This window comes from Longitalea luteola (assembly GCF_017356035.1).
Classification (GTDB): Bacteria; Bacteroidota; Bacteroidia; order Chitinophagales; family Chitinophagaceae; genus Niastella; species Niastella luteola.
Genome location: NZ_JAFIQX010000006.1, coordinates 1 through 24,054 on the forward strand (window position 1 = coordinate 1; position 24,054 = coordinate 24,054).

19 protein-coding genes are annotated in these 24,054 nt (G+C 43.9%); 13 read left to right on the top strand and 6 right to left on the bottom strand.

Translation table 11 applies throughout. The features are described 5' to 3' along the window. Positions 1-243: 243 nt before the first annotated feature. The 5 genes from JUB15_RS16010 to JUB15_RS16030 all read right to left on the bottom strand — a co-directional run bounded on the left by JUB15_RS16010 (position 244) and on the right by JUB15_RS16030 (position 4,679). Positions 244-579 carry a hypothetical protein gene (locus JUB15_RS16010; protein WP_207513508.1) on the bottom strand — a complete coding sequence of 112 codons (336 nt, stop codon included), beginning with the start codon at positions 577-579 and terminating at the stop codon, positions 244-246. Between the two features lie 174 nt (positions 580-753). Next, positions 754-1,548 (bottom strand): hypothetical protein, encoded by a 795-nt coding sequence (locus JUB15_RS16015; RefSeq protein WP_207513509.1) that lies wholly within the window; start codon positions 1,546-1,548, stop codon positions 754-756. Between the two features lie 35 nt (positions 1,549-1,583). Then, positions 1,584-3,731 carry a protein kinase/lanthionine synthetase C family protein gene (locus JUB15_RS16020; RefSeq protein WP_207513510.1) on the bottom strand — a complete coding sequence of 716 codons (2,148 nt, stop codon included), beginning with the start codon at positions 3,729-3,731 and terminating at the stop codon, positions 1,584-1,586. Positions 3,732-3,831: 100 nt separating this feature from the next. Then, positions 3,832-4,110, bottom strand: a complete 279-nt coding sequence (locus JUB15_RS16025) for an HTH domain-containing protein (protein WP_207513511.1) — start codon at positions 4,108-4,110, stop codon at positions 3,832-3,834. Between the two features lie 125 nt (positions 4,111-4,235). Next, positions 4,236-4,679, bottom strand: coding sequence for a MauE/DoxX family redox-associated membrane protein (locus JUB15_RS16030; RefSeq protein ID WP_207513512.1), 444 nt, complete (start codon positions 4,677-4,679; stop codon positions 4,236-4,238). Positions 4,680-5,221: 542 nt separating this feature from the next. Between JUB15_RS16030 and JUB15_RS16035 the strand changes: the two genes are divergently transcribed. The 13 genes from JUB15_RS16035 to JUB15_RS16095 all read left to right on the top strand — a co-directional run bounded on the left by JUB15_RS16035 (position 5,222) and on the right by JUB15_RS16095 (position 22,638). Beyond that, positions 5,222-5,809, top strand: coding sequence for an RNA polymerase sigma factor (locus JUB15_RS16035; protein WP_207513513.1), 588 nt, complete (start codon positions 5,222-5,224; stop codon positions 5,807-5,809). A 148-nt stretch (positions 5,810-5,957) separates the two neighbouring features. Then, positions 5,958-6,956, top strand: a complete 999-nt coding sequence (locus JUB15_RS16040; RefSeq protein WP_207513514.1) for a FecR family protein — start codon at positions 5,958-5,960, stop codon at positions 6,954-6,956. A 75-nt stretch (positions 6,957-7,031) separates the two neighbouring features. Next, positions 7,032-10,193, top strand: coding sequence for a TonB-dependent receptor (locus JUB15_RS16045; protein WP_207513515.1), 3,162 nt, complete (start codon positions 7,032-7,034; stop codon positions 10,191-10,193). 34 nt (positions 10,194-10,227) lie between these two features. Beyond that, positions 10,228-10,953 carry a hypothetical protein gene (locus tag JUB15_RS16050; protein ID WP_207513516.1) on the top strand — a complete coding sequence of 242 codons (726 nt, stop codon included), beginning with the start codon at positions 10,228-10,230 and terminating at the stop codon, positions 10,951-10,953. Positions 10,954-10,974: 21 nt separating this feature from the next. After that, positions 10,975-13,659 (top strand): MBG domain-containing protein, encoded by a 2,685-nt coding sequence (locus JUB15_RS16055; RefSeq protein ID WP_207513517.1) that lies wholly within the window; start codon positions 10,975-10,977, stop codon positions 13,657-13,659. A 67-nt stretch (positions 13,660-13,726) separates the two neighbouring features. Continuing rightward, positions 13,727-14,836 carry a type IX secretion system outer membrane channel protein PorV gene (porV, locus tag JUB15_RS16060; protein ID WP_207513518.1) on the top strand — a complete coding sequence of 370 codons (1,110 nt, stop codon included), beginning with the start codon at positions 13,727-13,729 and terminating at the stop codon, positions 14,834-14,836. A 622-nt stretch (positions 14,837-15,458) separates the two neighbouring features. After that, on the top strand, positions 15,459-16,820 hold the full coding sequence (locus JUB15_RS16065; RefSeq protein WP_207513519.1) for a beta-helix domain-containing protein: 1,362 nt from the start codon (positions 15,459-15,461) through the stop codon (positions 16,818-16,820). A 130-nt stretch (positions 16,821-16,950) separates the two neighbouring features. Continuing rightward, complete coding sequence (locus JUB15_RS16070) at positions 16,951-18,372, top strand: T9SS type A sorting domain-containing protein (protein ID WP_207513520.1); 1,422 nt, start codon at positions 16,951-16,953, stop codon at positions 18,370-18,372. Between the two features lie 221 nt (positions 18,373-18,593). Next, the gene (locus JUB15_RS16075; RefSeq protein WP_207513521.1) at positions 18,594-19,898 is read left to right on the top strand and encodes a S41 family peptidase; all 1,305 of its coding nucleotides are present in this window, start codon (positions 18,594-18,596) and stop codon (positions 19,896-19,898) included. Positions 19,899-20,104: 206 nt separating this feature from the next. After that, on the top strand, positions 20,105-20,494 hold the full coding sequence (locus JUB15_RS16080) for a helix-turn-helix transcriptional regulator (protein WP_207513522.1): 390 nt from the start codon (positions 20,105-20,107) through the stop codon (positions 20,492-20,494). A gap of 254 nt (positions 20,495-20,748) precedes the next feature. Further along, positions 20,749-21,231, top strand: coding sequence for a MauE/DoxX family redox-associated membrane protein (locus JUB15_RS16085; protein ID WP_207513523.1), 483 nt, complete (start codon positions 20,749-20,751; stop codon positions 21,229-21,231). A gap of 7 nt (positions 21,232-21,238) precedes the next feature. Then, on the top strand, positions 21,239-22,279 hold the full coding sequence (locus JUB15_RS16090; protein ID WP_207513524.1) for a hypothetical protein: 1,041 nt from the start codon (positions 21,239-21,241) through the stop codon (positions 22,277-22,279). A 122-nt stretch (positions 22,280-22,401) separates the two neighbouring features. Further along, on the top strand, positions 22,402-22,638 hold the full coding sequence (locus tag JUB15_RS16095; RefSeq protein WP_207513525.1) for a hypothetical protein: 237 nt from the start codon (positions 22,402-22,404) through the stop codon (positions 22,636-22,638). Between the two features lie 62 nt (positions 22,639-22,700). Here the strand turns inward: JUB15_RS16095 and JUB15_RS16100 are convergent, their stop codons facing one another. Next, a complete protein-coding gene (locus JUB15_RS16100; protein WP_207513526.1) occupies positions 22,701-24,047 on the bottom strand; it encodes a RagB/SusD family nutrient uptake outer membrane protein in 1,347 nt (448 codons plus the stop codon). Positions 24,048-24,054: the final 7 nt, after the last annotated feature.

The window sequence follows — 24,054 nt, forward strand, 5'->3', positions numbered from 1 at the left end:
GTCCCACCTGCAGCATAAAATATATCCTGACCCTATAAAACTAAAAAGAAAAAATCCTCAAACTGTCGGATCAAATACTAGCTAGAACATATCAAAGCTGTGGATGTAACCGCCTTTTCAACGGTAAATCAAATACTAACATATTGTCTTACTCCTCGGAACGGTACTTTCAAGAGTTCCAGGAAATAAACGTGTATAGAACGTCATAAGACGTCTTCCAATAATAAAAAACCGTCATATCCGTCAGGCCAGCACTTCTGCGCTCAGGTTTTGCTTTACCTCCTCTTCTTCGAGGTGTACATACTGCGCGAACTCTCTTATCGAAACATAATCTTTCTTCTTCCGGCCCAGTTCTTCGCGGATCGTTTGTAATAACCGCTGGGCTGTACGTATATTAATGCCAAGGATCTTCGTGATATCATTAGTATGTATCACCAGCCGTTGGGTGGCTCTCCTGGCTGAAGCGGGCAGTTTTTTCGTAGTCTTTTTCTTTTTAACGGCGACATTCTTTTTGGTAGCTGTTGCCTTCTTCTTCGCGGGAACGTTCCTTTTTGCAGCAATGCGTTTCTTTTTTGCCATGCTGTTCAATACATTTAATAGGTTAAGCCAATAGTGGCAGTTGGCTTACTAATCGGAGCATCGTGTATAAAACTTCCAAAGTATCTGTTGGTGGAAGTGCTACTTTTCTGGCCGTGTAAATTAAAAGGATTTTTGAAATCAGGCAAATTTATTACGTAAAGTCCGCAGCATTTTCTAATCGCTGCCAGCCATCGTGATGCTGGCTTTGCACCAATCTACCAGCAGCAGGTTCCAGGTAGTGGCTACCTGGGCAAATTCGTCATCGATGCCATCAATAGCCAGCAGGCTTAAATGGGTAATTCGGTTATTAACAAGCGTACCGTAATATGTATAATTGTCCGACTGCAGGGCAAACCCATTCTCAACATAGTCGTTGCCATCGAGCCGGACATTGCCCTTTTTACTTATGGGGATGGCTGCGCAAAAAGCGTCAAATGGGATGTCGGCTCCCAGTTGGGCAGTCAACTGGCGGATATGGATACTCCCATAACCCATTAAGGGGTTTCTATCGCCTTCAGCCAAAAGAATGGGATCTATAAGTGCCATTTCCTCCTGGATCTCTGGCATCGCCGATATTGGCAGAAACTCCAACTGCAGCCATTCATCAGCCGTTATATCCAATGTAAATTGTTGAAAGAAAGGCGTGGTAGTAGGGTGGGCGCTGGCGGCATGGCGGGTGGGTACGTTATGGCCTAATGACACCTGTTGCAACTGATCCTTACCCAGCACATGAAGGGTCAATTTTCTAAATATTGAAATATCATCTGCCCCGGCAGGATGGGCCTTAATTACCCGCCATTCCCGCCCGTCTATCGTTAATGAAACCGGTTTATTAAATGAAGGCGGCAATTGCGACAATCCGATCTTATATGTCCCGATCTGGTTCCCTGTTATACCATCAATACAGGTCACCCTGATCTTCCGGGGAAATAATTGCAGGGCTGCATCCAACACTTTAGCGTAGTTCACAAAATAGGAATAGGTTTATATTTAAAAATGAACTTTTATAACAACGGCATTCTAATGCCGTCCGGATAACAATATCGCAATAAAAAGTGAATCACCCCGCTGTTTCCCGTCATAAATTCCGAAGTGGGTTGTCGTTCATGCTGTACAAGCCAGTAAGGACCAAACTGCGGATGATCTTTCTTTAGGTGCATGATCACCTGGGCTATCCAACCGGCTCTTTCCTGCCATTCAGCTTCCTGGAATACTTTATAAGCTTCCAGATATACCTCACCCAAACCGCTCAATCCCTGCAGCTGGCTCAGGTTGTTATCCAGCACCTGTTTGGGATGATTTAATAATGCACCGGTGGCATAATGTTTATATTGTAGCTTATCTGTAGGGCTATCCGAACATTCATAAGCTTTTATAAAAGCGAGGGCGATTCCCGACGTGCCTTCGCTCCACCAGTGCATTAATTCTTTGTTCCTGTCGGTGCGCCATTGTATTTTGTCGCCCCGGTGAACGGCTTTTTTCATTAACCAGCGCAAGCCGGCTTGTGCAGCTGCCTGGGCTTTTTTGTCGTTATAACGTTTTGCATATTCCAGTAAAAAATAAATGATGCCTGAAGCCCCATTGGCAAATCCCTGCCTTTTCTTTTGTTTACCTTTTACTTCTTTATATACCCACGAACCATCTTTATGTTGATGCTGTATCAACCAGCCAACATATTTACTCAGTCGCTCTCTCATTGTTCCAGGCGGTAAAAAGTCATGGCATAGCCAATGGGCCATACCCTGACCGGCTATGCCATTTATAAAACCAGGTTCCTGGTTTTCCCGGTTCAGCAATTCATTTATCCAGTCCAGATAAATGGTTTTAGGTTCTATAAGTCCATCCGCTATGGCGCAAGCCAGCGTAGCGGCAATACCTGATGAACCGAAATGCAGACTGGCTGAAACCTGCCCAATGCGCTTCATGTATTTAGATTCGATCAAATTCAGTGCATGATGGATAGGGGTTGAGGCAGTACTAATATCGAACCCCAGGCGATTAGCTACATTTATCACATACATGGCACCTGTAGCCCCTTTGCTGAAACTGGTATACCAGGCTTTATTGATCTTATTCTTGTCAATATTAGGTTCAGCTTCCATGTCTTCCGAAAACCAGCCTTTATTTTCATCCGCAAGCAAAGGAGAAGTCAGGGTATTCAATGCCCGTTTTACTACTTGTTGTATTTGCGTACTGGTATAAGCAACCGGTTTTATTACCTGTCGTTCTACTTTATTGCGCAGGTCACCTTTATATTGAACTAACGCATCATATACAAGTGGTAAAGCCGGCCGTTTGGTGGCATCAGGATGCAGGCATTGCACCACCATGTCGGCTATAATTTTGTCAGGAATAAGAAAATGTACTTTGTCATACAATTCATCAATCTGGGTGTCTGTAAGCTTATATGGCGATATACCCGTCCATACCTGCAATAACACTGCGCCGGCGGAAAATACATCCTCTTTGATCGTAGGCGTTTCTGTTTTAAGTTGCTCCGGCGACATATAACCATGTGTTCCTAACTGAAATGGCGGCGCCGGCGCCTGTTGTTGCAGGGAATAACTTAATTCCATATCTATCACCGCCACCTTGCCATTGGGCATAATGATAAAATTATTGGAAGTAGCATCACGGTGCACAACATGGTGTTTATGCAGGGTATTCAACAGGTCAACGATCTGAATTAAATAATTGACAAAGGTTATTCCCGTACGGGTTCCGGTTAGTAGCCCATCACGCAACTCGCCATTTTTATCGCGGCAGGCTTTATACAAGGGTTTGCCTTTTATGCGCTCCATCACCAGGTAATAATTACCATTTTCTTCAAAATGCCCCAACAGCCTTGGCATACGTACTTTATCCTGTAATGCTGCATGCAGTTGTTGCTGCCAGATCAACCTATCCTTGATATCACGGCCATGTTTGTCTTTACTATCCCCATAAGTACCCTCTTTAATAACGCAAAAACCGAAATTGGTAAGGCTCTTTATGTACAGGCATTTGACAACATCATTCTTCTGACTTTCTTTTAAACTTTTGACTATAATATAATTGTAGCCGATGCGTTTTCCGGCCTTTTTAATGGCTTTGCCTTTTACCTCTGTTTCCACCGCACTTTGTGATACAGTTATTTCACTTGCTGCTTTCATACATTTAACCTTTACGTATTGGTATTACATAACTATTAAAATTCGGAACGTTCACTGCAGTCTGCCTGCAGTGGCCAGTAAACTTTCACACAAAGCATCGTCATTCATTTAATTCCATATTATAATTTTCCAGTAACGGCTTTAATTTGTTCTTTGAAAAAAAGGCAATCACAAAAAAACCTTCTTCTTCATAGAAATAACTTTCGCGGTAGCTGTCAAACTTGATCGGACAACCAAGTCCTTTCATAAAATTGATGTAATCATAAATACTTCTCTCGGAAAGATTTAACCGTTCAGCCAGTTGGGCTGGTGTACCGGTTCCCTTAATGCGAATAAGGTGATCGAGTCGCGAGAGCCGGTCAATAATGTCTCTTTGCATATCGGGTGAATTTGTGCGACGATGGTAAGTCGTCACGGGATAAGGAATCTTGGTTTCTGGTAGTTACGTCCGAAACGTAACATGGCCTTTTATGAAGTCGGAATTAACAGTGTGAATGGAAATGATTAAGCTAAAGCAGGCAGTTTGGGAAGGGTTCGTCGCTTTTTACGCTCAAGATAAATACCCCAGGCAGATAATGCTACAAAAGCGCTATTGAATACAACATGTGCGCTCCACGACATTTCTTCAAGTATTCCGCCGCAAGAACACGGGATTTCGCTTCCGAACAGCAGCATGGCCGCTATATAAATAGTAAATAACGACATTACAACACAACAAGCATACAAGCCGGTGAGACGTAATGCCGGTATAGCCATAAAAGCGGCAATCAGCAGCTCACTGACAGGCACCCCCCAGGCTAATTCACTGGCAAAGGGCGCAATAAAGGGCGATTCTGAAAGTCCGAATTGAAAATTGTAATAGTCAAGCAATTTGGCGGTAGCAGCGTACACAAAGAGGATAATGTTCAAAGTGCATATGATCCCCAAGGCCACATTACTCTTTTTCATAGCATTGCAGGTTCTTAATGTTGACGAATAAGGTTTATTGCCCTGCCGTGCGACAGGGTGTTTATGCTTGCATGTTTTCCTTAAAAAACTATAATTATACGGTTGGGTTTTCATCAGGAACGGAAATGCCGGTTCATTCCAATTTGGGATGGAATGGCATTATAACTATTACCAACCGGATCTTTGATGGGAGGTTAGAAGGAGTGTCGGGAGCTGGCTTTAACCTCTGTATATTATCTTACTGTAAAATTACAAAGGAATTTTATTTTCCAATGTTAAGTTTTTATCCGACATCGGTACGTTTAAAATGATTTACTAATTGTTTTACTGACAGTTTAATATTACACCCGCTATTAATGTAACTTTTTGTCAAAATCGAACGTCCGGTGTTTGTAAATAAGCAATAAAGTATTTCTGAAAATAATTGTTACCGTTGCACATGTTCCAGGTAAACTGAAATGCATGTTTGTTAATATGTGTTCATATTTTCATAACAGTGCAATTTCATTCGTTAATATAATTTGCACGTCTCTGTTATAGTTATGTGGCAGAACCGACTACTTAATCCAAAAACCGGATCACCCAATACTGATGAACTGTTATTTAACGAATGGTATCATCAGCATTGGGAATTATTATTTAAGCTGGCCTGTAAAAAAACAGGCTCAGCCGATGATGCGTATGATCTTGTGCACGACCTGTTTGCCGACATCTGGCGCTCCATGCCTGAATTATCCGATGATGCTGCTGCCGTGAGGTCATACCTGGTCGCCTGTTTATATCATAAGGTCTTTAATTATTTCCGGTCAAAAGGACTGCGCGAAAAACACTACAAAAACCTGGAGACATTTTTGACGAATCAATCAGTTGCCGACCCTGCACATGCCTTACAGCAGCAGGAACAGGAGCAGGAGAATATTCAGCAGGCCATAGAAAAAGAAATTACAGGCATGCCTGAGAAAATGAAAAAGATATTCATCCGCAACTACTATCAGGACCAGTCTATTTCGCAGATCGCCGGTGATCTTTCCCTTTCAAAACAAACGGTAAAGAATCAATTGCATATAGCTTCAAAGCGCTTACGCCGGGCAGTGAAGCAGATTGCCGTGCACGTATTCTTTTTCCTGTAGGCCCGGCCAACAACTTAGGCAATTATCTGCCGGGAACTCCATCACATAGAGATACTCAAAAAGTAATATTGGAACACCTTTATGGCTTAACATTATGGTAATATACACGGCATGGTACTATTTGCCGCCCGTGTTATTACTATGATGTATGAAACAAAGCCCCATGTCCGTTGAAGCATTGATTCAACGGTTCAGGAACAATGAATGCACCCCCGAAGAAATTGAACTGCTACAACACTGGGTTGCCCAACTCGACATGTCTGATGGATCAACGGAATTGTCGCCAGGGCAGCTACATGCGGTTAAAGACCGCATGTACCATCAAGTGACAAGCATCCAGACTGTACCCAACCGCCACGGGCTAAACTATCGTCGTTTGCTGGTAGCTGCCAGCTGGCTGGTACTGGCTGTGTCGGTTATTATATTAGGGTATATTAACCGTCCTTCTGCTGTAAATGTTCCAGCTTCAAAACCGCTGCTCACTGTCATCGAAAACAATCACCCGGGCATCAGGCGCATCAGCCTGCCTGATGGATCGCAGGTATGTTTGAACACACATTCGCGGCTCGAATTTGATCCACAACAATTCAATACTAAAGAACGCCTGGTTAAATTATCGGGCGAAGGCTTCTTCGAGGTGGTCCCTTACACTTCACCTGAAACATCACAAAAGATCCCGTTCATTGTAGAGACCGGCAGCTTACGAACCCGTGTATTAGGTACAGCTTTTAACATAGAAGCCTATGCACTGGCATCGGAAGTACGTGTTTCCCTGGTGCATGGTAAGATTGCATTAGACGATACCGCTACCGATCAAACTACTTTGCTTTCCCCTAACCAGGCGGTACGTTATTCTAAACAAACCCAATCGTGGCAGGTAATGCCTGTAATGGCCGAAAATGTGGCCTTATGGACCAAAGGATACCTGGTATTCAATGAAGTTCCGTTGCAGGAAGCTATTGAACGTATCAGCCAAAGGTATCAGGTGCCTATTGAATATGATGCAGCACTTGTTCAAAACAAACGCATCACGGCGAGCTTCCATAATACCTCGTGGCCAAACGTGCTGGGCAATATCCTGTTTGTGCATGACCTGCAATACAGAAGGTCAGGGGAGAAGATCATCATCGGGAAAGCTAGACACTAAACCTGCCGGCAGGCGCAAACAGCATCCTATAATTATTAATTCAGTAAACAAAGCCATTCAGAACAAGACTGTGATATGAATAAAATAACCGGTATACAGACTGTCCTCATTTTTTTCACCTCGTGCCTGGTTTCATTTGGGCAGGTGATCACCCTAAAGGAAAAGATCTCCATTGAGTTAAGGAACACTACTGCTGCGCACGTAGTGGAAGAATTGGATAAACGCAGCAACTACACGTTTTCGTATACACGAGATCAATTAGAAAAGATACCCATCAGATCTTTTGTTTTCAATAATACCTCACTCGGCAATGCATTAGATAACCTGCAACGCCTCGCCAATCTTGAATTCAACCTGCTGGGGAATACCATTGCTGTAAAGGTCAGCGCGGCGCTGGCAGCGGTACCTTCCTTACCAGCCAGTGCAAAGCCCGGTAAGATAACCGGTATTATCCGCAATGAAAAAAATGAAGTGATGCCAGGCGTTTCCGTAACAGTAGAATCGTCGGGTAAGGCAACCACCACTTCAGTTAATGGTGAGTATATATTATCGCTGCCTCCCGGTAACTACACCTTGCAGTTTTCATTTGTAGGGTTTCAGACGCGCCGAATTACCGACGCCGTGGTAAAGGAAGAACAAGTAACCGACCTGAGCGTTGTGCTTACGGCAGCTACCAAACAAATGCAGGCAGTTGTGGTTACCAGCGGCGCCCGCAAAGAAAGTACCCGTTCACTACTGATGACGCAAAAGAACAACGCCGGCATGACAAATGGTATCAGCGCCGAGCAGATCCGCGTTACTGCAGATAACAACACGGCGCAGGTATTGAAAAGGGTAAGCGGTATTACCGTACAGGGCGACAGGTTTGTAACCATTCGGGGCGTAAGCGACCGCTATAATAACGTGTTGATCAACGGCTCCTCATTGCCCAGTACAGAACCAAACAGAAGAAATTTCAGTTTTGACATTGTTCCCAGTTCACTCGTTGATAACGTAATTGTAAACAAAACTGCAACCCCTGATCTGCCTGGTGAATTTACAGGCGGTATGGTACAGATCAATACCACCGATGTACCCTTTCGTAATTTTTTGAACATTGGCATTGGTACCGGATTTAATACCTCAAGTACAGGCAAGAATTTTATAAGCCATAAGCGCGATAAAAGAGCCGCTTTAGGCATCATAGATGAAGATAGAAAATGGTTTGGCGATGGCAGGGTATTCGATCAACAGCAATATGTAAAATATCATGGCAGCAGAGATACAGCTGCCATGCGTAATATCGGCAAACAGATACCTAATCGCTGGCAAACTTACCAGTATCAATACCGGCCTATGCAGAACTACCAGCTATCGGGTGGTTTAAGCAAAAAAGTTTCTGACAACAGCACCGTTGGTGCAGTAGCCGCGATTACTTATCGTAATGAAATGCTGTTTGAAGAAGGCGAAGCCCGTAGTCTGCAGAATTACGATTACAATATCCAAAGAAACCGCTACAATACGACGATCGGCGGTATTGTGAATGCAGCCTTTAGATCAAAAGGCCATAAACTGGCCCTGAAAAACCTGTACAACAACAGGTACAGCAATCAGTACGACGACCGCTACGGTTATCAGATCAGCAATTCCGGATTTGAGAACCGCACCGGCGAAACCACCCTGGCCAACCGGATGATCCAAAGCAGGGTAGAGGGAGAGCATAGTCTGCTTAACGCAAAATTGAGGGTTGACTGGTATGGCGATTACATTACGATGAAACGCGAACAACCAGACGGACGTTATCTTGTTGGCCGCGATGCTGATTCAGGCAGGCATACCTACCTGTACAATTTCGGCGAACGCAACTTATTCTGGGGCGGATTGTATTCGGCTACACTTAATGAAAAAAGGATCAACTATGGTGGAAACTTCAGCATACCTTTTACCGTGGCAAAAGCAAAACAGACTCTTAAAGCCGGTTATGCCTATTCGAAAAGGGAAGCTGACTATGATGCTACGGGTTTGCGGATCCTTTCTACAGATGTAGATTTTGAAAAGAACCACCGCGGCCTGCCTTACTATACCATCGTTACCCAGGAGGCCATTGCCAATGGGAGCCTGATATATGTACCCACCTACATCCGGTCGGAAAGTACGGGTGACCGCTATGACGGCGAGCAACTTCTTAAAGCCGGGTATGCCATGCTTGATCTGAAAATATTACAGCACCTGCGACTGGTGGGTGGCATGCGGTATGAACATAACAAGGTCACCATGTCTACCGAAACCTACAATACCGATGGCTTTCCGGTATTCAGCGATTCCGTGTATACCGAGAAAGACTGGTTGCCTTCCGTTAACGTCATCTACAGCATTACCGACAAATTAAATCTCCGGGCGGCCTATAGCAAAACACTGGCAAGACCCGATTTTGTAGAAAGGTCGCCCTATGTGTATTTCGACTTTGTGGAGCAGTTACAGGTAACCGGCCAGAAAGCATTACAGGTTACCCGGATCAAGAACTATGATTTCAGGGTCGAATATTATCCAAGCGGTAATGAGATCCTGTCTGCATCCATATTCTACAAGGATTTTGATAAACCGGTAGAGCGTTTCTATATTCTCGGAAGCCCCAATAACCTGGTAGAGTACTGGAACCTGTACAGCGCTACCGCCAAAGGTGTGGAAGCGGAGATCAGGAAATCGTTATCATTCATAGCGCCGGCTTCCAGCTGGTTGCAAAACCTCACCTTCAGCGCCAATGCTACTTACCTCGAAGGAGAGATAAAATACCTTGTTACCAAAAGTCCGTTTACACAGAAAGATACCAGCTATATTGATAATGGCAGCCGGCCTATCCAGGGTTTATCGCCTTATATAATTAACACCGGCCTGAATTATCAATCGAAGAACTGGGGCTTTAATGTGGCTTACAACCGATTCGGTCGCCGCATCATAAATGGAGGAACCAATCCCCGCATCATCCAATATGAAAATCCACGGGATGTAGTAGATATACAAATAAGCACGCAGCTGATGAAACAGAAAGCAGAGCTCCGGTTCAATATATCTGACCTATTGAATCAGTATACCATCTATTACAGTAATAATATTAAGTACTCGGAAGGAGGTGGTCATCCTACGGAAAAAGACAATAACGACCCCAAGGGATCGGCTTATAATGAAGCGCTTGATTTCGCTACCTACAAAGTAAAGAAAGGAACCAGTTTCAGCATAAGCCTCACTTACAAACTATAACGATTAACAGGATTTTTATTTAAATGATATAGTAATGCGTCGAATTTATTTATTCAACAAAATGGCATTTTCAGGATCGATCATCTTCGCCTTATTGATCACCGGTTGCTCAAAGAATGAGCGGGCCATTGAAGAAACGAGGTATACCACCCTTGAATTGAAAGCGATAACGGTTGATCCGTTGTTGCTGCAGTTCACCGTTGATGAAACACAGCTGAACGACTTGTTGGCTACACCTAATGCAAGCACCACGTTTCCTGTTAAATACTTACACCCTACCCATCGTTTCCGGGTAATGGATCAGTACAGCAATACGCTTATGGCTGATACAATGATCGATTATAAGGCCGGAGAAAAGAACACCATCACTTTTTTTCAACCGGTTGCCGGTGGCAAACTGGTGTTGGTTGGTCCGCCCGTAAATGAACCGCTGCCGCCTGCTGAGAAAAAGAAGATCTCCATTGTATATTCCTTACCTGCAGTTCCTGACAAGGTAAAAGTTGTTGTAGACAACAGTCTCAGCGGCACTTCAGGCTCGGACTATATACCGTCTGACAGCTTTTCTTTGAAAAGAGGGGAATTCTCTCCTTATTTCTGGAGCTGGAACAACCGGAAACCAAAGCTAAGAATATATGATACTAATGATAACCTGATATTAGAGGTTAATAACAGCCAGTTTGCAGAGGCCATTGCTGATTTCTCCATTTTTAGTTTTTCAGGTATTTCCGCCGGTTCTGTATCACTTACCAAACTTTATTAATTCTATACAACTGTCGTTAAAATGAGATCTGTTTATACGCTAATCATTGTATTATTCATTACACAGCTTTCTTTTGGTCAGGTTGCCCTTACACCTGTGATCTTTCCAAGGTATGTTCAGGGAGGCGGTACCAATTCAGCTAAAGTGCCTTTTGTATGCAGGGTTACTATTACCGGGTTGAACGCCAATACCACCTACCGGTACTACAACAGGTTTGTAACATCGATTACTGATCAGGGCAATGGCGAAGGCGTGTATTATCTGATCAAACCGAATGGCAGTTTATTCAGGGCGTCTTTTCCAAGCTTGTCGAGCGTCAGCAATAATGCCGGTGTACTTACCACCGATGGCTCCGGATCATACACCGGCTGGTTCATTACTGAGCCTGGTTCTGGTGCAGCCTCTATCTTTGTGCCTAATACTGAAATTTATTTCCGCATAATCCTGAATGATGGTACCAGTTCATCTTCGCCTGTTCATCGCCCTACCGTTACCATTCCGGTAAAAGTGATCGATTTTGGTAGTGGCGCAACGGAAGGAACTGCCATACGCAGCACACCGGTAACAGGCGGTACGGCCAGGAACTTCGTGTTTCTTTGGGATGTTACTGATCCTATAGGAGCGCAGCCGGTATCCGGAACCTATATAGAAGCCGATGAAATTGATAACAGTTCCGGTTTGGGGTTTGCGTCCTTTTACGTCGACCATGTAAATAATAAGAGCCAGACATGGGGCACCATTATTCCCAATAACCTCCCCAACGGCATTAAAAGGATCAACCAGTACAGTGTAACCGGTGCCGTTGAAACAGGGTATAAAATTTCTACCAATAGCCTGTGGCCCGTGGAAGGGGGCGGCAAAGCCAGTACAGTTAATCCCAACGGCGGGTCAACAAATGTCATTGTATTAAATGGAGCAATCGCCCGGCTCGATGGCGCCAACCTCAAAACCGATCAAACCATTACATTTAATGCTTTAACTGCCAGAACATACGGCGACGATAACTTTGATGCGGGCGCAACAACTAGTGCAGGTTTGCCGCTAACATATGCAAGCGACAATACCGCTGTAGCCGAAATTGTTACCGTAAATAACCAGATGCTGGTTGCCATTAAAGGAGCAGGTAATGCCAACATTACCGCCAGCCAGCCCGGCGATGATTTCTTTAACGCGGCCAGCCAGAAAGTGGAAGTTTTAACTGTTAATAAAGCGGAACTAACCGTCACTGCCGATGATCACCAGGTACTGCAGGGAGATCCCATTCCTGCGCTTACCGTAACTTATTCAGGATTTAAGAATGGTGATGACGCAGCGGATCTCAGCACACAGCCTGTTGCCACTACTACAGCCAGCCAGTCATCACCCGCTGGTGACTACGAGGTCAGACCGGATGGTGGTGCTGCTGCCAACTACGATTTCAAATATATATCGGGCAAGTTAACAATAGTGCCTTCGAAGCAACCGCAAACCATAACGTTTGCACCTGTTCCTGATAAAACCTATGGGGACGTTGCTTTTGATCCGGGCGCCCGCGCAGGGTCGGGTTTACCCATTAAATATGTGAGCAGCAATACAGCAGTAGCCGATACTGCCAATGGCAGGGTCGTGATAAAAGGGGTTGGAACTACTACTATTACCGCCAAACAGGATGGCAACAGTGGCTGGCTCGCAGCTCCCGACGTAAGTGTTACGCTTACAGTAAATAGAGGCAAATTGACAATTACCGCAGAAAATAAAACACGGAAAGTGGGAGAGCCCAACCCAACCTTTACTTTACTTTATTCAGGATTTGTTTATGGAGAAACTCCTGCCGTGCTCACTGCACAGCCGGTGGCAGCTACCACTGCAGCTGTCAATTCTCCAGCCGGTACTTATAAAATTACCGTAAACGGCGCAGCAGCTGCAAATTATACGATTGATTATGTTGAAGGTGATTTGATAATAGAACCACTCGCCGTTCAGACAATTACATTTACCGCATTTTCAGAAAAAAAATATGGGGATGCCAACTTCAGGCTCAATGCTTCGGCCAGCAGCAATTTGCCGGTCACTTTTAGCAGCAGTAATCCGGCAGTTGCTATTATCAGGAATGATTCACTCATCATTCTTACAGCAGGTACCAGCGTTATCACTGCTTCACAAAGTGGTAATGCCATTTGGGGACCTGCCAGCGCATCGCAAACCCTTACAGTGCAAAAAGCAAGGCTGATCATAAAAGCTGATACTTTGACTAAAAATGAAGGCCAACCTGTTCCTGCACTTACTATTACTTATAGCGGATTTGTGAAGAATGAAGATGCAGGTGTATTGACCGCTTTACCAACGGTTACCACCACCGCTACCGCCAATTCGGTACCGGGCAATTATCCCATTATCGTAAGTGGCGCTGCTGCCCTTAATTATTCGGTAGCGCAGTTGAACGGTGTTGTTATTGTACTGCCGGGGCACGGGGCTGTACAGGATAATATGTTCGCTTATATCAGCAGGCCCGGTCAGTTACAGGTAAACATCTTTTCAGTGACCGGCGGCAAAGGTGTTATTCAGTTATTCGACCTGAATGGAACCCGGCTGGTTAATGTAAATGTGGCGCTCGGCAAAGGGAATAACACATTTCAGGTGCCTGTAGGTAATGTAGCTCCGGGCATATATAGTGTGCGGACGGCTGTAGCCGGTGTGTTGCTGAAAACGAAATTGATCATACAATAACTACAAGCCCCTGTTTACTGAAATAAGGAGAATCAAACAACGAATTAATTATCCAAAACATTTTGTGATGAAGAAGTCATTTCAATCTGCTGCTTTTGTTTTGCTTACCTTACTAACCGGCGGACCTTTTTCGCTTCATGCGCAGGAAAATAGCACTATTAATATAACCACTACAGCTGTTCCTTTTTTGCGTATCTCACCAGATGCCCGCAGCGGAGGTATTGGTGATGCAGGCATCGCTTTAAGTCCCGACGCTAACAGCGTTTTCTATAACCAGGCCAAAATACCGTTTGCCAAAAAACGGTCCGACATAGCGGCTACCTATACGCCCTGGTTGAAAGAGGTAGCAGATAACATGTACCTCGCTACGCTGGCAGGTTATCATCAGCTCGATGAAGGACAGGCCGTATCTGCATCTTTGCGTTATTTCAATGCAGGTGATATTCTGATGGTGGATTATAACGGGAATAAACTGCAAACCGTTCGTCCGCGCGAATTTGCTTTAGATTTCGGCTACAGCAGAAATTTATCTGATCAATTCGGAATTGGCGCTGCCGTGCGGTATATTTCTTCCAAACTCGTTACTGGCAATGTGAATGGCACCAATTACAAAGCCGGTAATGCTATTGCGGCCGACATTTCTGTATTTTACAATGGCGTTACTGAAAACGATCGCGGCTGGAGGGCCGGCCTGTCATTATCTAACCTGGGTTCCAGGATAGGGTATACCGATGATTCGAACAATAAGGATTATTTACCTGCCAGTCTGGGTATTGGAGCGTCTTATACTGAAGTGTGGGATGAAGATAACAAAATGACCTTTGCGTTGCAGGCAGATAAATTACTGGTGCCCAAAATTCCTGAAACAACAGAAGCCATGCCCGCTTACCGCGATAAAAGCGTTGTAGGCAGCTGGTTCGATTCATTTGATAATGGTGCTTTGCAATTGGCGTTTGGTGCCGAGTATGGCTTTAAAGACCAGTTGTTCCTGCGCATAGGGTACAACAGCAAATCTTATTCTTACGGCAACTGGCAATATGTGACCGCCGGCGCCGGGGTTCGGTTCAATATGGCAACGGTTAATTTTTCTTATCTCGTTCCTACTGGTGACAAAGTGAATAGAAATCCATTGAGCAATACAGTACGGTTAGGCCTGTTGTTTGGTATAGACAAGTAGTTACATACTCTTTGAAGAAATTGCGATTAGTAACATGAAGAAGCAAACCGTTACCTTTTGAAAATACAGCTGAATGGCAGCTGCTCTTGTATGACAAGGGCAGACTGCCAGACGGCACAATTCGACGAATATTTATTTCTTTTCTGCAAGAAACTGCACGACCCCGTTTGAATGAATCACATCCTTTAACCCAACGGATCGCGGATGTGCAAATGCTATACTATAAACAAAGACCCGATCCCGAAAATCCTGTTCAGGCCTGATCCAGACTGTTAATCACATTTTATAAATACTTGCCGGATACACGGTGGTGAACATGTATTGTCCTGCATGTCTGCGAGCGCTTTTTTCCGAACGCTATTGTATTATGGTTACCTAAATGGACAAGCGCAATATTAACAAAACAACAACTAATTGCTAATTCGTTTGTGATCGGATTTTTTAATTGTGCTGATGATTATTTTTACATAGAAGATCATGGTTAACCGAAATATATTGGCTGCAGATAAAAATGCAGTTCAATGGTGTAACAACCCGCCGATTCAAAGCAAATAAAAACCAGTAAAAGATTACCTGTTTCATATACCATTTCAGTAATTGTTTAAACCAAATTAAATTAATCATGAAAAGACTTATCCTGAGCATGGCAGTGCTCGCAGTTGCTGCCGGTGCTTGCAAAAAAAACGGAGCCGACAAAGGTTTTGAACCTCGCAGCACATTTGCTGGTCCTTATGCTGACACGATCACTTTGCCTTTGACCATTACAACTGACACAGAGCTGGATCCCGGCATTCTGTGGGTATTGGATGGCAAAACGTATGTAACTAATGGCGCTACCCTGATCGTGCCAGAAGGAACCCGCGTTGAAGCAAAGAAAAAGTCAACCAACGATTCAGCTTCAGCTTTGATCATTACCCGTGGCAGCCAGTTGTTTGCTGTAGGTAATGCACAAAACCCTGTAGTTTTCACGTCACACGAAGCCAATCCTGCCAGCGGCGACTGGGGTGGTATCGTGTTGTTGGGTAACGCGCCTTTGAACAGAGCCGATGCTACCATCGAAGGTATCAACCTGCCCAGCGTTCCTGCAGGTGTAGATATTAATTATGGTGGTGGTGCTGCCGGTCAGGGCGATGTTAACCATAAAGCCGGTGAATTACAATATGTGCGCATTGAGTATGCTGGTGCTGCTATTGCAACTGACAATGAGCTGAATGGTTTAACCTGCGGTGGCGTAGGTGCTGGTACTGTGCTGGATCATATCGAAGTTGCCTATGGTAATGACGATGCATTCGAGTTCTTTGGTGGTACAGTAAATGCTAAATACCTGTTCGCACTGGCTCCGGATGATGATGCATTTGATTTCGATTTCGGGTACAGAGGTCATATTCAATATGCTGTTTCAGTGCTGGATCCTAATGAAACCTATTCAGCCAATCCTAACGGTATTGAAAGTGATAACAATGGAACCGGTGCAGCTGATCAGCCATTCACCAATCCGTACATCTCTAACATGACTGTGATCGGTTGGTCAAATGCTATCTCTGGTACATTAAGTGCCGCTCACTTCCGCAGACACAGCCTGTACGATGTGCGCAACTCAATTTTCATTGGTTTCCCCAGAGGTATCAGACTGGAGTCTACTCCTACCATCAACCATGCCAGCCATTTTTCTCATAACATAGTGCATGCTTTCAATGCATCACAAGTACTGGATCCGGTAACTGCTCCTTTCGGCGCTGGCATCTTTACATCAACTGCATCAAATTCAAATGCTGATGTTGTGTTGAACAATCCATTTAACCTGTCTAGCCCCGATTTCAGAATCGTAGCTGGTTCAAATGCCGCTACACTGGGTACAGACTTTACCGGTTTAGACGGTTATCCTGGTTTCTTCACCGCTACCAGCTATCGCGGTGCCTTTGACGTAGTGGCTGCAGGTAATACCAACAACTGGTTAGCCGGCTGGGCCAAATACGATTATTAATCATTATCCATTTCATCATTCATGAAACAGGTAATTTTTTAAATATACCGGGTGTCCTTTCGAAGGGATGCCCGGTATTTTTAATTCGGTAATATGATGGCCAAGCTATACAACCATTAAAAAATATTTTATGAAGCTGAAATTTATCGTAATAGTATCATTGCTGATCTTTGCTATATCATCCTATGCACAATCGCTCACTGAAGTGCATTTTCCACAATATATTCAGGGCGCCGGCACATTTAATGCAGGCGACGATCGGAAAGTGCCCTTCGTCTGCCGCATGACCGTAAGCGGATTAACACCCAACGCAACATACCGTTATTATAACCGGTTTGTAGAGGATCCGGCAAGCGCCAGTATCGGAGAAGGCGCTTACATCCTGGTAAAAGACAGCGGCGATTTTGTGCGGGTAACTGCTGCTTCGCTCGCTACCAGTGGCCGTTACGGCACATTTACAACAGATTCAAGCGGTGCATATACTGGCTGGTTTGCCAATGAAGTTAGTACTGTTGGATTGTTCACGCCTGGCAATAACATTTATTTCCGCCTGGTTTTGAACAATGGCAATAATGGAATTACCGTTGCACACCGCATCACTGCTCCAAACCCTGTTAAAGTTATCAACTTTGGTACGGATACAACAGGAGGCACCGGCATCCGTTGCACGTCATTACGTAATGGCAGCCCCAAACAATTTATTTTGTTATATGATAACCTGTTCGCGCAAGGCCGTCCTGTAACCGGAACCTTTATTGAAAGCGATGGAACTGATAACAGCATTGCCAACGGCTATGCACCTTTTTATGCTGATAGCGTAAACGGAATCAATAAAGCGTGGGGCACAATTATTCCCAACACTTTACCTAATGGTATCGTGCACATCGCCCAGCGTTCACTGAATGGCAGCCTGTATCGCCTGTATCTGTCGTTCAATGGCAAATGGCCTGGGCAAAATCTCACTGCTGTTGATACTAAAAACACCACCGGTGGCCTGGATAACGTACTGGTGATCGATGGTAATAAATTGTTCATCATCAACCTGTGGCTGAATGGCGAAGCAACTGATGAAGACCTGATCACCATGGAGTGGAATACGCCTGATGAACCCAATGCACGCGAATACGTTGTTGAAAGATCAACAGACGGCGGTAAAACATTTGCACCGATCAGCAGACTCACGGCCGGTGCTGCGAAACCTTTCTATCAACTTACCGACAAACGTTCAGAAACAACTTCATTTTACCGCGTAACCCTGACGGGCAAAGACGGTGCTAAGGTAACCAGCGATGTACTGGCTGTTAAAGGCGTTATTAAATTGAATGTATATCCCAACCCGGTTCAAAGCCAGCTGATCCTGAAACACCCGGTTGCAGAAGCCGGTACTACAGTACAGTTAGTTGGCATCGATGGCCGTCAACTGTTCACCCAGAATGTTCAACAGGGCGCTGTACAAACAACTATAAATGTTAGCCAGCTCATACCTGGCAATTACATGGTAGTATTTAACATGAATGGCGAGCGTCAAAGCAAATCATTTATTAAAAAGTAGGGGCATTTAAATTGCAAAAGGGCATTCCGCGGGCAGGCGGGATACCCTTTGCTTAGTAATTGTTTAAATCCATTACAAAAATGAATTATTCACAGTTAACAAAAAAATAAAAGTAAAATAAAGGTCCAGAAACGGCTAGGCGATCTAATGTCAGGCACTACCCGCAGTTTGATCTTCGAGAACGATAACTACTTTCAGTCAAAAGCACTTTGTATTTAACAATGACCATTGGAAAATTAATTGCATATATATTACTTTCACTCGCATTGTTGCCGGGGCCTGCCTGTAGCAAAAAAGACGCACCCTGGCAACCAACTGACTCCTTGGGTATACTGAATAAATGGGTATACGACAGCATGCAATTGTATTATTACTGGAGCGCAGAGATGCCGGCCCATCCCGATTACTCATTACCTACGCAGGCGTTTTTCAAACAATTATTGTCGCCGAAAGACCGGTTTTCCTGGATCAGTAACCGAAACGGAATCGGTTCACCAAAAACTGCAGCAGAATTATATGGTTTTCATTATGCATTAGCGACCCATCCTTTCGATACACAAAAGCTAGTAGGTGTTATTACCTGTGTGGTGCCGGGTAGTAATGTCAGTAACCGGGGATTTAAACGGGGTATGTTATTTACAGCAGTTAATGACAAGATCATAACGCCCGACAATAGCCAGACAGTGACAAAGGCGTTACAGGCTGAGTCGGCCATACTGCAGCTGGCTGCTTTTAACGAAAACCGAACTGCGCTTATTGATTCAGCCAGGGTAGGGGTTCAAAGCAGTTTTGTTCCTCAAAAAAGTGTATACGCAACCAAAGTTTTTGAAAGGAATGGTAAGAAAACAGGGTATCTGGCTTATTTTCTCTGTGCAGATAAGGATGACGCCATCCTGTTACAAAGTGTTCAAAAATTGAAGAATGAAGGGGTTGTTGAATGCATACTCGACCTGCGGTATAATCCAGGAGGCAGCGTCGCTTCCGCCTCTAAACTGGCAGCCATGCTGGTTAGCTCGTTTAATCCGCGCAGTGTTTTTATAACCTATCGGGGAAATAAGCATGGGGGAACGGTAAGGCAAACTTTCCAGGATGCAATTGCATTTTCCGGCAATGCCAGTGGTAAAAACATGAGTGATCTGCAGGCACGCAACCTTACATTATCGCGGATCTTTATACTCACATCGCCGGCAACGGCTTCCGCTGCAGAATTATTAGCACACAACCTCGCGCCATTTAACAAAGTGATCCGTATCGGAGAAACTACATTGGGCAAAGACCAAGCGGCTTTTCCAATAGAAGATAAGCGCAGACCCAAGCAGGTTGAATGGTTGTTAATGCCCATCGTATATAAAATTGCCGACGGGTTGGGCAAAGGGGATTATGCTGCCGGACTGACCCCTGATCATGTTGTTATTGAAACCAGGCGGTTACCATTACCGCCTTTAGGTCAGCCTGGCGACCTGCCGGTTGAAAAAGCACTTGAATTGATCTACGGTACCACAGTCGTAAACGAACTGGACTTATGATTTTTTTCGAATAGCCAACATGATAGATATGGTTATATTTTTTCACATGTAACAAAAAAGGTTAAGTTCACCATACTGCTGGTTAATAAATAAATTTTATATATAAATTTGAATGGATACATGCGGGATCTTTCCTGTTAACATGGAGCAGGGAAGGTTCACTCAGGACGCCCATTAATTATATTTATTAACCAATAAACCTTTCCATGAAGTTGAATCTTCGAAGAGAAGATGTAGAAAAGTTACATCTGGTAAAAGCCATTATTGAAAGGGAGTACAGGCAACATTACACCAACCCTCAATTAGCCAGGAAAGTAAGTACCAACGAGTACAAACTTAAACATGGATTCAAGCAAACGTTCCATGTGAGCCTGTATGAATTCCTTACTAACATTCGGATCGAAAAAGCCAAAGACCTGCTTGAATTTACAGAAGACCCGATTGCTCGGGTCGCCAACAATGTCGGCTTTCCGGATGGTGGCAGTTTTTGCAAAAGATTTAAACAGTGCACGGGCTTTTCACCATTGAAGTACCGGCAGATGCGGCTTGCGGTCAGCCGCGAACGGGATAATGAGATGCCGATATTGCGAAAGTAAAAAATCCCGATTCGTCAATTTTTCATCCCGAATTGACACATTTTGCTGCGTAACTTGTATTGTAATTTTGCACCGGCCAGCCGGTTGCGATCAGGAGAGCCCTGACCCTTTTTGTCCCCGCTATATGAAAATTAATCCTGATCATAGAACGTGTAATTAATGCTATCATTTTTTTAGAGATTTCATTTAGCCATTTGCCGCCACGGCAGGTGCAGCAATCTCTTTTGTTGTAATTATTTACCAATATAAATGGTATGAAAGCATATAATGTTAACGGTAACCTGATCAAACAGTCTGCCCCCGGGCCAATTAGCCAATGGAGAAAAAGACATTTATGGATCCAGATAATCGCTAGCCTATTGCTCTTATTGTTTTCCTATACAGGTGTAAACAAGGTTACGGAATATGCCAAATTTAAAGACCAATTAGGCAAGTCGCCGTTTCTGGAACAACATGCAGCCACAATTGCCTGGTTTATTCCTGCAACCGAATGCGTCATTGTTTTGCTATTGCTGTTTAAAATGACAAGGCTGGCCGGTTTGTTTGCCTCGTTTGCGCTCATGCTGGCATTTACCATCTACATATACATGATGTTGCATTACAGTTACTATGTGCCTTGTTCGTGCGGGGGAGTACTGGCCATGATGAGTTGGACGCAACATTTCTGGTTCAATGTGGTGTTTACATTACTGGCATTTTCAGGTATTTTATTGCATGTTGTGCAACCCCAAAAATAAAGTACTAATGAAACGAATACATACGTTCCTGCTCGTAAGTATTACCGCTGCCGTTTTTCTGGCAATGGCTTTTCTAAAGGCATCTGTAAAACAAATGAATGACGCTGGTAATGGATTTAAACGTAAACAGGCTCCTTTCTCAATAACGAAAATAGCAGAACGGCGGTTCTATGTTCCGTTGCGGGATGTAGCCGGAGTAAGTGGGGACAGCATTTTTATTGTTACAGCCAGGCCCAATGAGATCATTCTCACCAATAGCGCATTGACTAAAGAACAGATGATTGATCTGCCTATTACAGCCCATAATAAACTGGCTGGAAATTTTACCGTGCGGCTTAATTATCCGGATCTGTACATTTTTGGATCGAACGTGCCTTGTGTTATCCGTTATGATCTGATAGTTGAAAAAGAAACTATTTATCCTGTTAGCCGGGCTTTCAGCCGGAACGCTTTAATAGATACTAACACCGTGATCATCCGCGGTTTCGACTCAAGCTTTAAGGATGAAAATATAAGTACCATCAATCTACTTACAGGGGCTCGTACAGTAGAAAAAGACCTGACTGACAGAACTGATGGTGGCGGTTTTGTAACAGATGGTATGCTGCATTTTGACAAGAAGACCAATACGATCGTATACCATCATTTTTATTCAAACAAGATCCTGTATGCTGATACCGGTCTGCAATTGCTACATAAAGGCACGGGTATCGATACGTTTAATACATACACAGCCAAAGCAGTAGCCACATCTACGGCGAAAGGCACTTATTTTTCTTTTACGGCTCCTCCTAAGTTGTTAAGTAATGGCAGTTGTGTGAGTGAAGGCAGGCTGTATATCCATTCTAGATTGAAGGCCGACAATGAAACAAGCCGCCGGTTTATGAATAGTATAGTGATAGATGTTTACGACATAAATACCAGAAGTTATACCGGAACGCTGTATGTTCCTTCATTACCGGGAAAACGCCTGGTAAAGTTCAATGTATTGCACGATCGGTTTTATGCTATTTACGAAAACCAGCTGGTTGTTTATAGTATCAGATAAACGATTTGTTATAACAAACAGGCGAAGCCGAAAACCTGGGAAAATAGAGTAGGCACATTACTTCAAAAAGACAGGTCGCAACCCCTTACATGCCTGTCTTATTAACCATTAAATAGAAATTTATGAAACGGTTTAAAATTAACATGCTGACACTGGCTCTGTTGGCCGGTGTAACCAGCGCATTTGCCAAGGCCGGTCCCTGGGATTCCTGTGCGGTAGATACAAGAGGAGAACTCGACCTCCTTTGTCCCCCGGGCAATCCCATATGCTGCAGGTTCTATTCTTACACCTGGCTTCGTGATACCAATGAGACGTTTCCCGGCGGCACATTATATCCCGGTACTTATACTCCCTTATAGCCGTATAGTTCATTTACGCGTAAAAGCCTGCATCTTATATTGCAGGCTTTTGCGTGTTTCTTTTAATTTTGCTCCATTGGATTTAACAGCACTTCTTGTGCTGGTATCGGGTATATAAACCTTAGATCCCTGGCAGGTAGAGTGATCAACCGATTATCAATTTTGCGGGTAAGTGTAATGTTTTTATCTTTTACATTGAGTCTTTTTATGTCTATCCAACGTGCGCATCTAAAGATCATCTCTTTTCGCCGTTCATTCAATATTGAATCCAACGCTGCTTCTTTACCAGTTACATGAAACGGTTGAAAAGGCACCGTTACTTTCCATCTCTTTTTCATTAATGTATTTAAGTCTTCAATGGCTTCTTTGACCTGGTCCTTGCGGGCGTAACATTCAGCGCGGATCAACAATATTTCAGCGGTTGTAATGCCGCAAAACTTAAGCGTGGAACCGGAATAAGAACCCTTAAATATCTTATAGTTGTTATTTCCATTGGTAAAAAACAACTCTTTTCTAAGGTCATTGTCGTTATAGCTTGCATATAACAATGTATCAACAGGGCAATTATTACCATTATTAAATATTGCGGCAGCACCCATTGTCGCATAAAATATTGTTTCTTCATTGAACTGTCTGAAAGGTATGCCTGAATTGCGAACGCCATTATAATCAATAAGAGTATCGCTTTTTAATAAGACTTGGTTGGCGAAATCCCAGGCTTTCTCTGTATCACCCATCGATAAAAATACCTTGGCTAGTAATGCTTCAGCCGCCAACAAAGAGGGACGAGTAGGTATTGGGGTTTTGGCTGGTAATAGTGTTTTTGCTTCCAGTAGATCACGGATAATATGGTTATAGGTCTCCTGGACGGTGGATCTGTTTACCAATGTTTTGGCATTGGAAGAGAGCCTCAGCGGTAAACCAGGATCTGTAGAAGCGGTACGATTATCATATGCTTTACAAAAAAGCTGTGCTAATAGCCAGTTTGCATACGCCCGGTGAAAATGCGCCTGGCCGCGCACAAATCTTGCTTCGGCTGTGTCTGTTTCGTCTTTAAGTGTTCGGACTTTCTCGAGCGCAATATTTGAAAAAAGGATTGTACTAAAACAGGAATTCCAATCGTTTACGTCGGCTCCTAGGAATGGATCTTTTTCCCAGATATAGCCTAGTTGGCATACGGGGTCGAGATTCTTCCATATAACCGTAGGCGTGAAAAAATCATCAGCACCCAATTCGAGCAGAAAAGGACGGTTGGCATTCATTACTGATTGGTTGTCTAATAATCTTTGCAGATCTGCTATTGATTCTGCAGTGGCCTGCGCTGAAGAAGGTTTGTTATCCAGCTTTTTTAAGCAGGCTTGCAAAAACAGGATAAGAAAAAGAGCAGCAGTAATTTTTAAAAATTGCATGTAGTAG

Coding starts and splice junctions, on each gene's coding strand:
- JUB15_RS16035 (WP_207513513.1), top strand. CDS start 5,222: ATGTGGCAGAACCGACTACTTAATCCAAAAACCGGATCACCCAATACT.
- JUB15_RS16030 (WP_207513512.1), bottom strand. CDS start 4,679: ATGAAAAAGAGTAATGTGGCCTTGGGGATCATATGCACTTTGAACATT.
- JUB15_RS16065 (WP_207513519.1), top strand. CDS start 15,459: ATGAAAAGACTTATCCTGAGCATGGCAGTGCTCGCAGTTGCTGCCGGT.
- JUB15_RS16055 (WP_207513517.1), top strand. CDS start 10,975: ATGAGATCTGTTTATACGCTAATCATTGTATTATTCATTACACAGCTT.
- JUB15_RS16010 (WP_207513508.1), bottom strand. CDS start 579: ATGGCAAAAAAGAAACGCATTGCTGCAAAAAGGAACGTTCCCGCGAAG.
- JUB15_RS16025 (WP_207513511.1), bottom strand. CDS start 4,110: ATGCAAAGAGACATTATTGACCGGCTCTCGCGACTCGATCACCTTATT.
- JUB15_RS16070 (WP_207513520.1), top strand. CDS start 16,951: ATGAAGCTGAAATTTATCGTAATAGTATCATTGCTGATCTTTGCTATA.
- JUB15_RS16075 (WP_207513521.1), top strand. CDS start 18,594: ATGACCATTGGAAAATTAATTGCATATATATTACTTTCACTCGCATTG.
- JUB15_RS16040 (WP_207513514.1), top strand. CDS start 5,958: ATGAAACAAAGCCCCATGTCCGTTGAAGCATTGATTCAACGGTTCAGG.
- JUB15_RS16095 (WP_207513525.1), top strand. CDS start 22,402: ATGAAACGGTTTAAAATTAACATGCTGACACTGGCTCTGTTGGCCGGT.
- JUB15_RS16080 (WP_207513522.1), top strand. CDS start 20,105: ATGAAGTTGAATCTTCGAAGAGAAGATGTAGAAAAGTTACATCTGGTA.
- JUB15_RS16045 (WP_207513515.1), top strand. CDS start 7,032: ATGAATAAAATAACCGGTATACAGACTGTCCTCATTTTTTTCACCTCG.
- JUB15_RS16020 (WP_207513510.1), bottom strand. CDS start 3,731: ATGAAAGCAGCAAGTGAAATAACTGTATCACAAAGTGCGGTGGAAACA.
- porV (WP_207513518.1), top strand. CDS start 13,727: ATGAAGAAGTCATTTCAATCTGCTGCTTTTGTTTTGCTTACCTTACTA.
- JUB15_RS16085 (WP_207513523.1), top strand. CDS start 20,749: ATGAAAGCATATAATGTTAACGGTAACCTGATCAAACAGTCTGCCCCC.
- JUB15_RS16050 (WP_207513516.1), top strand. CDS start 10,228: ATGCGTCGAATTTATTTATTCAACAAAATGGCATTTTCAGGATCGATC.
- JUB15_RS16090 (WP_207513524.1), top strand. CDS start 21,239: ATGAAACGAATACATACGTTCCTGCTCGTAAGTATTACCGCTGCCGTT.
- JUB15_RS16100 (WP_207513526.1), bottom strand. CDS start 24,047: ATGCAATTTTTAAAAATTACTGCTGCTCTTTTTCTTATCCTGTTTTTG.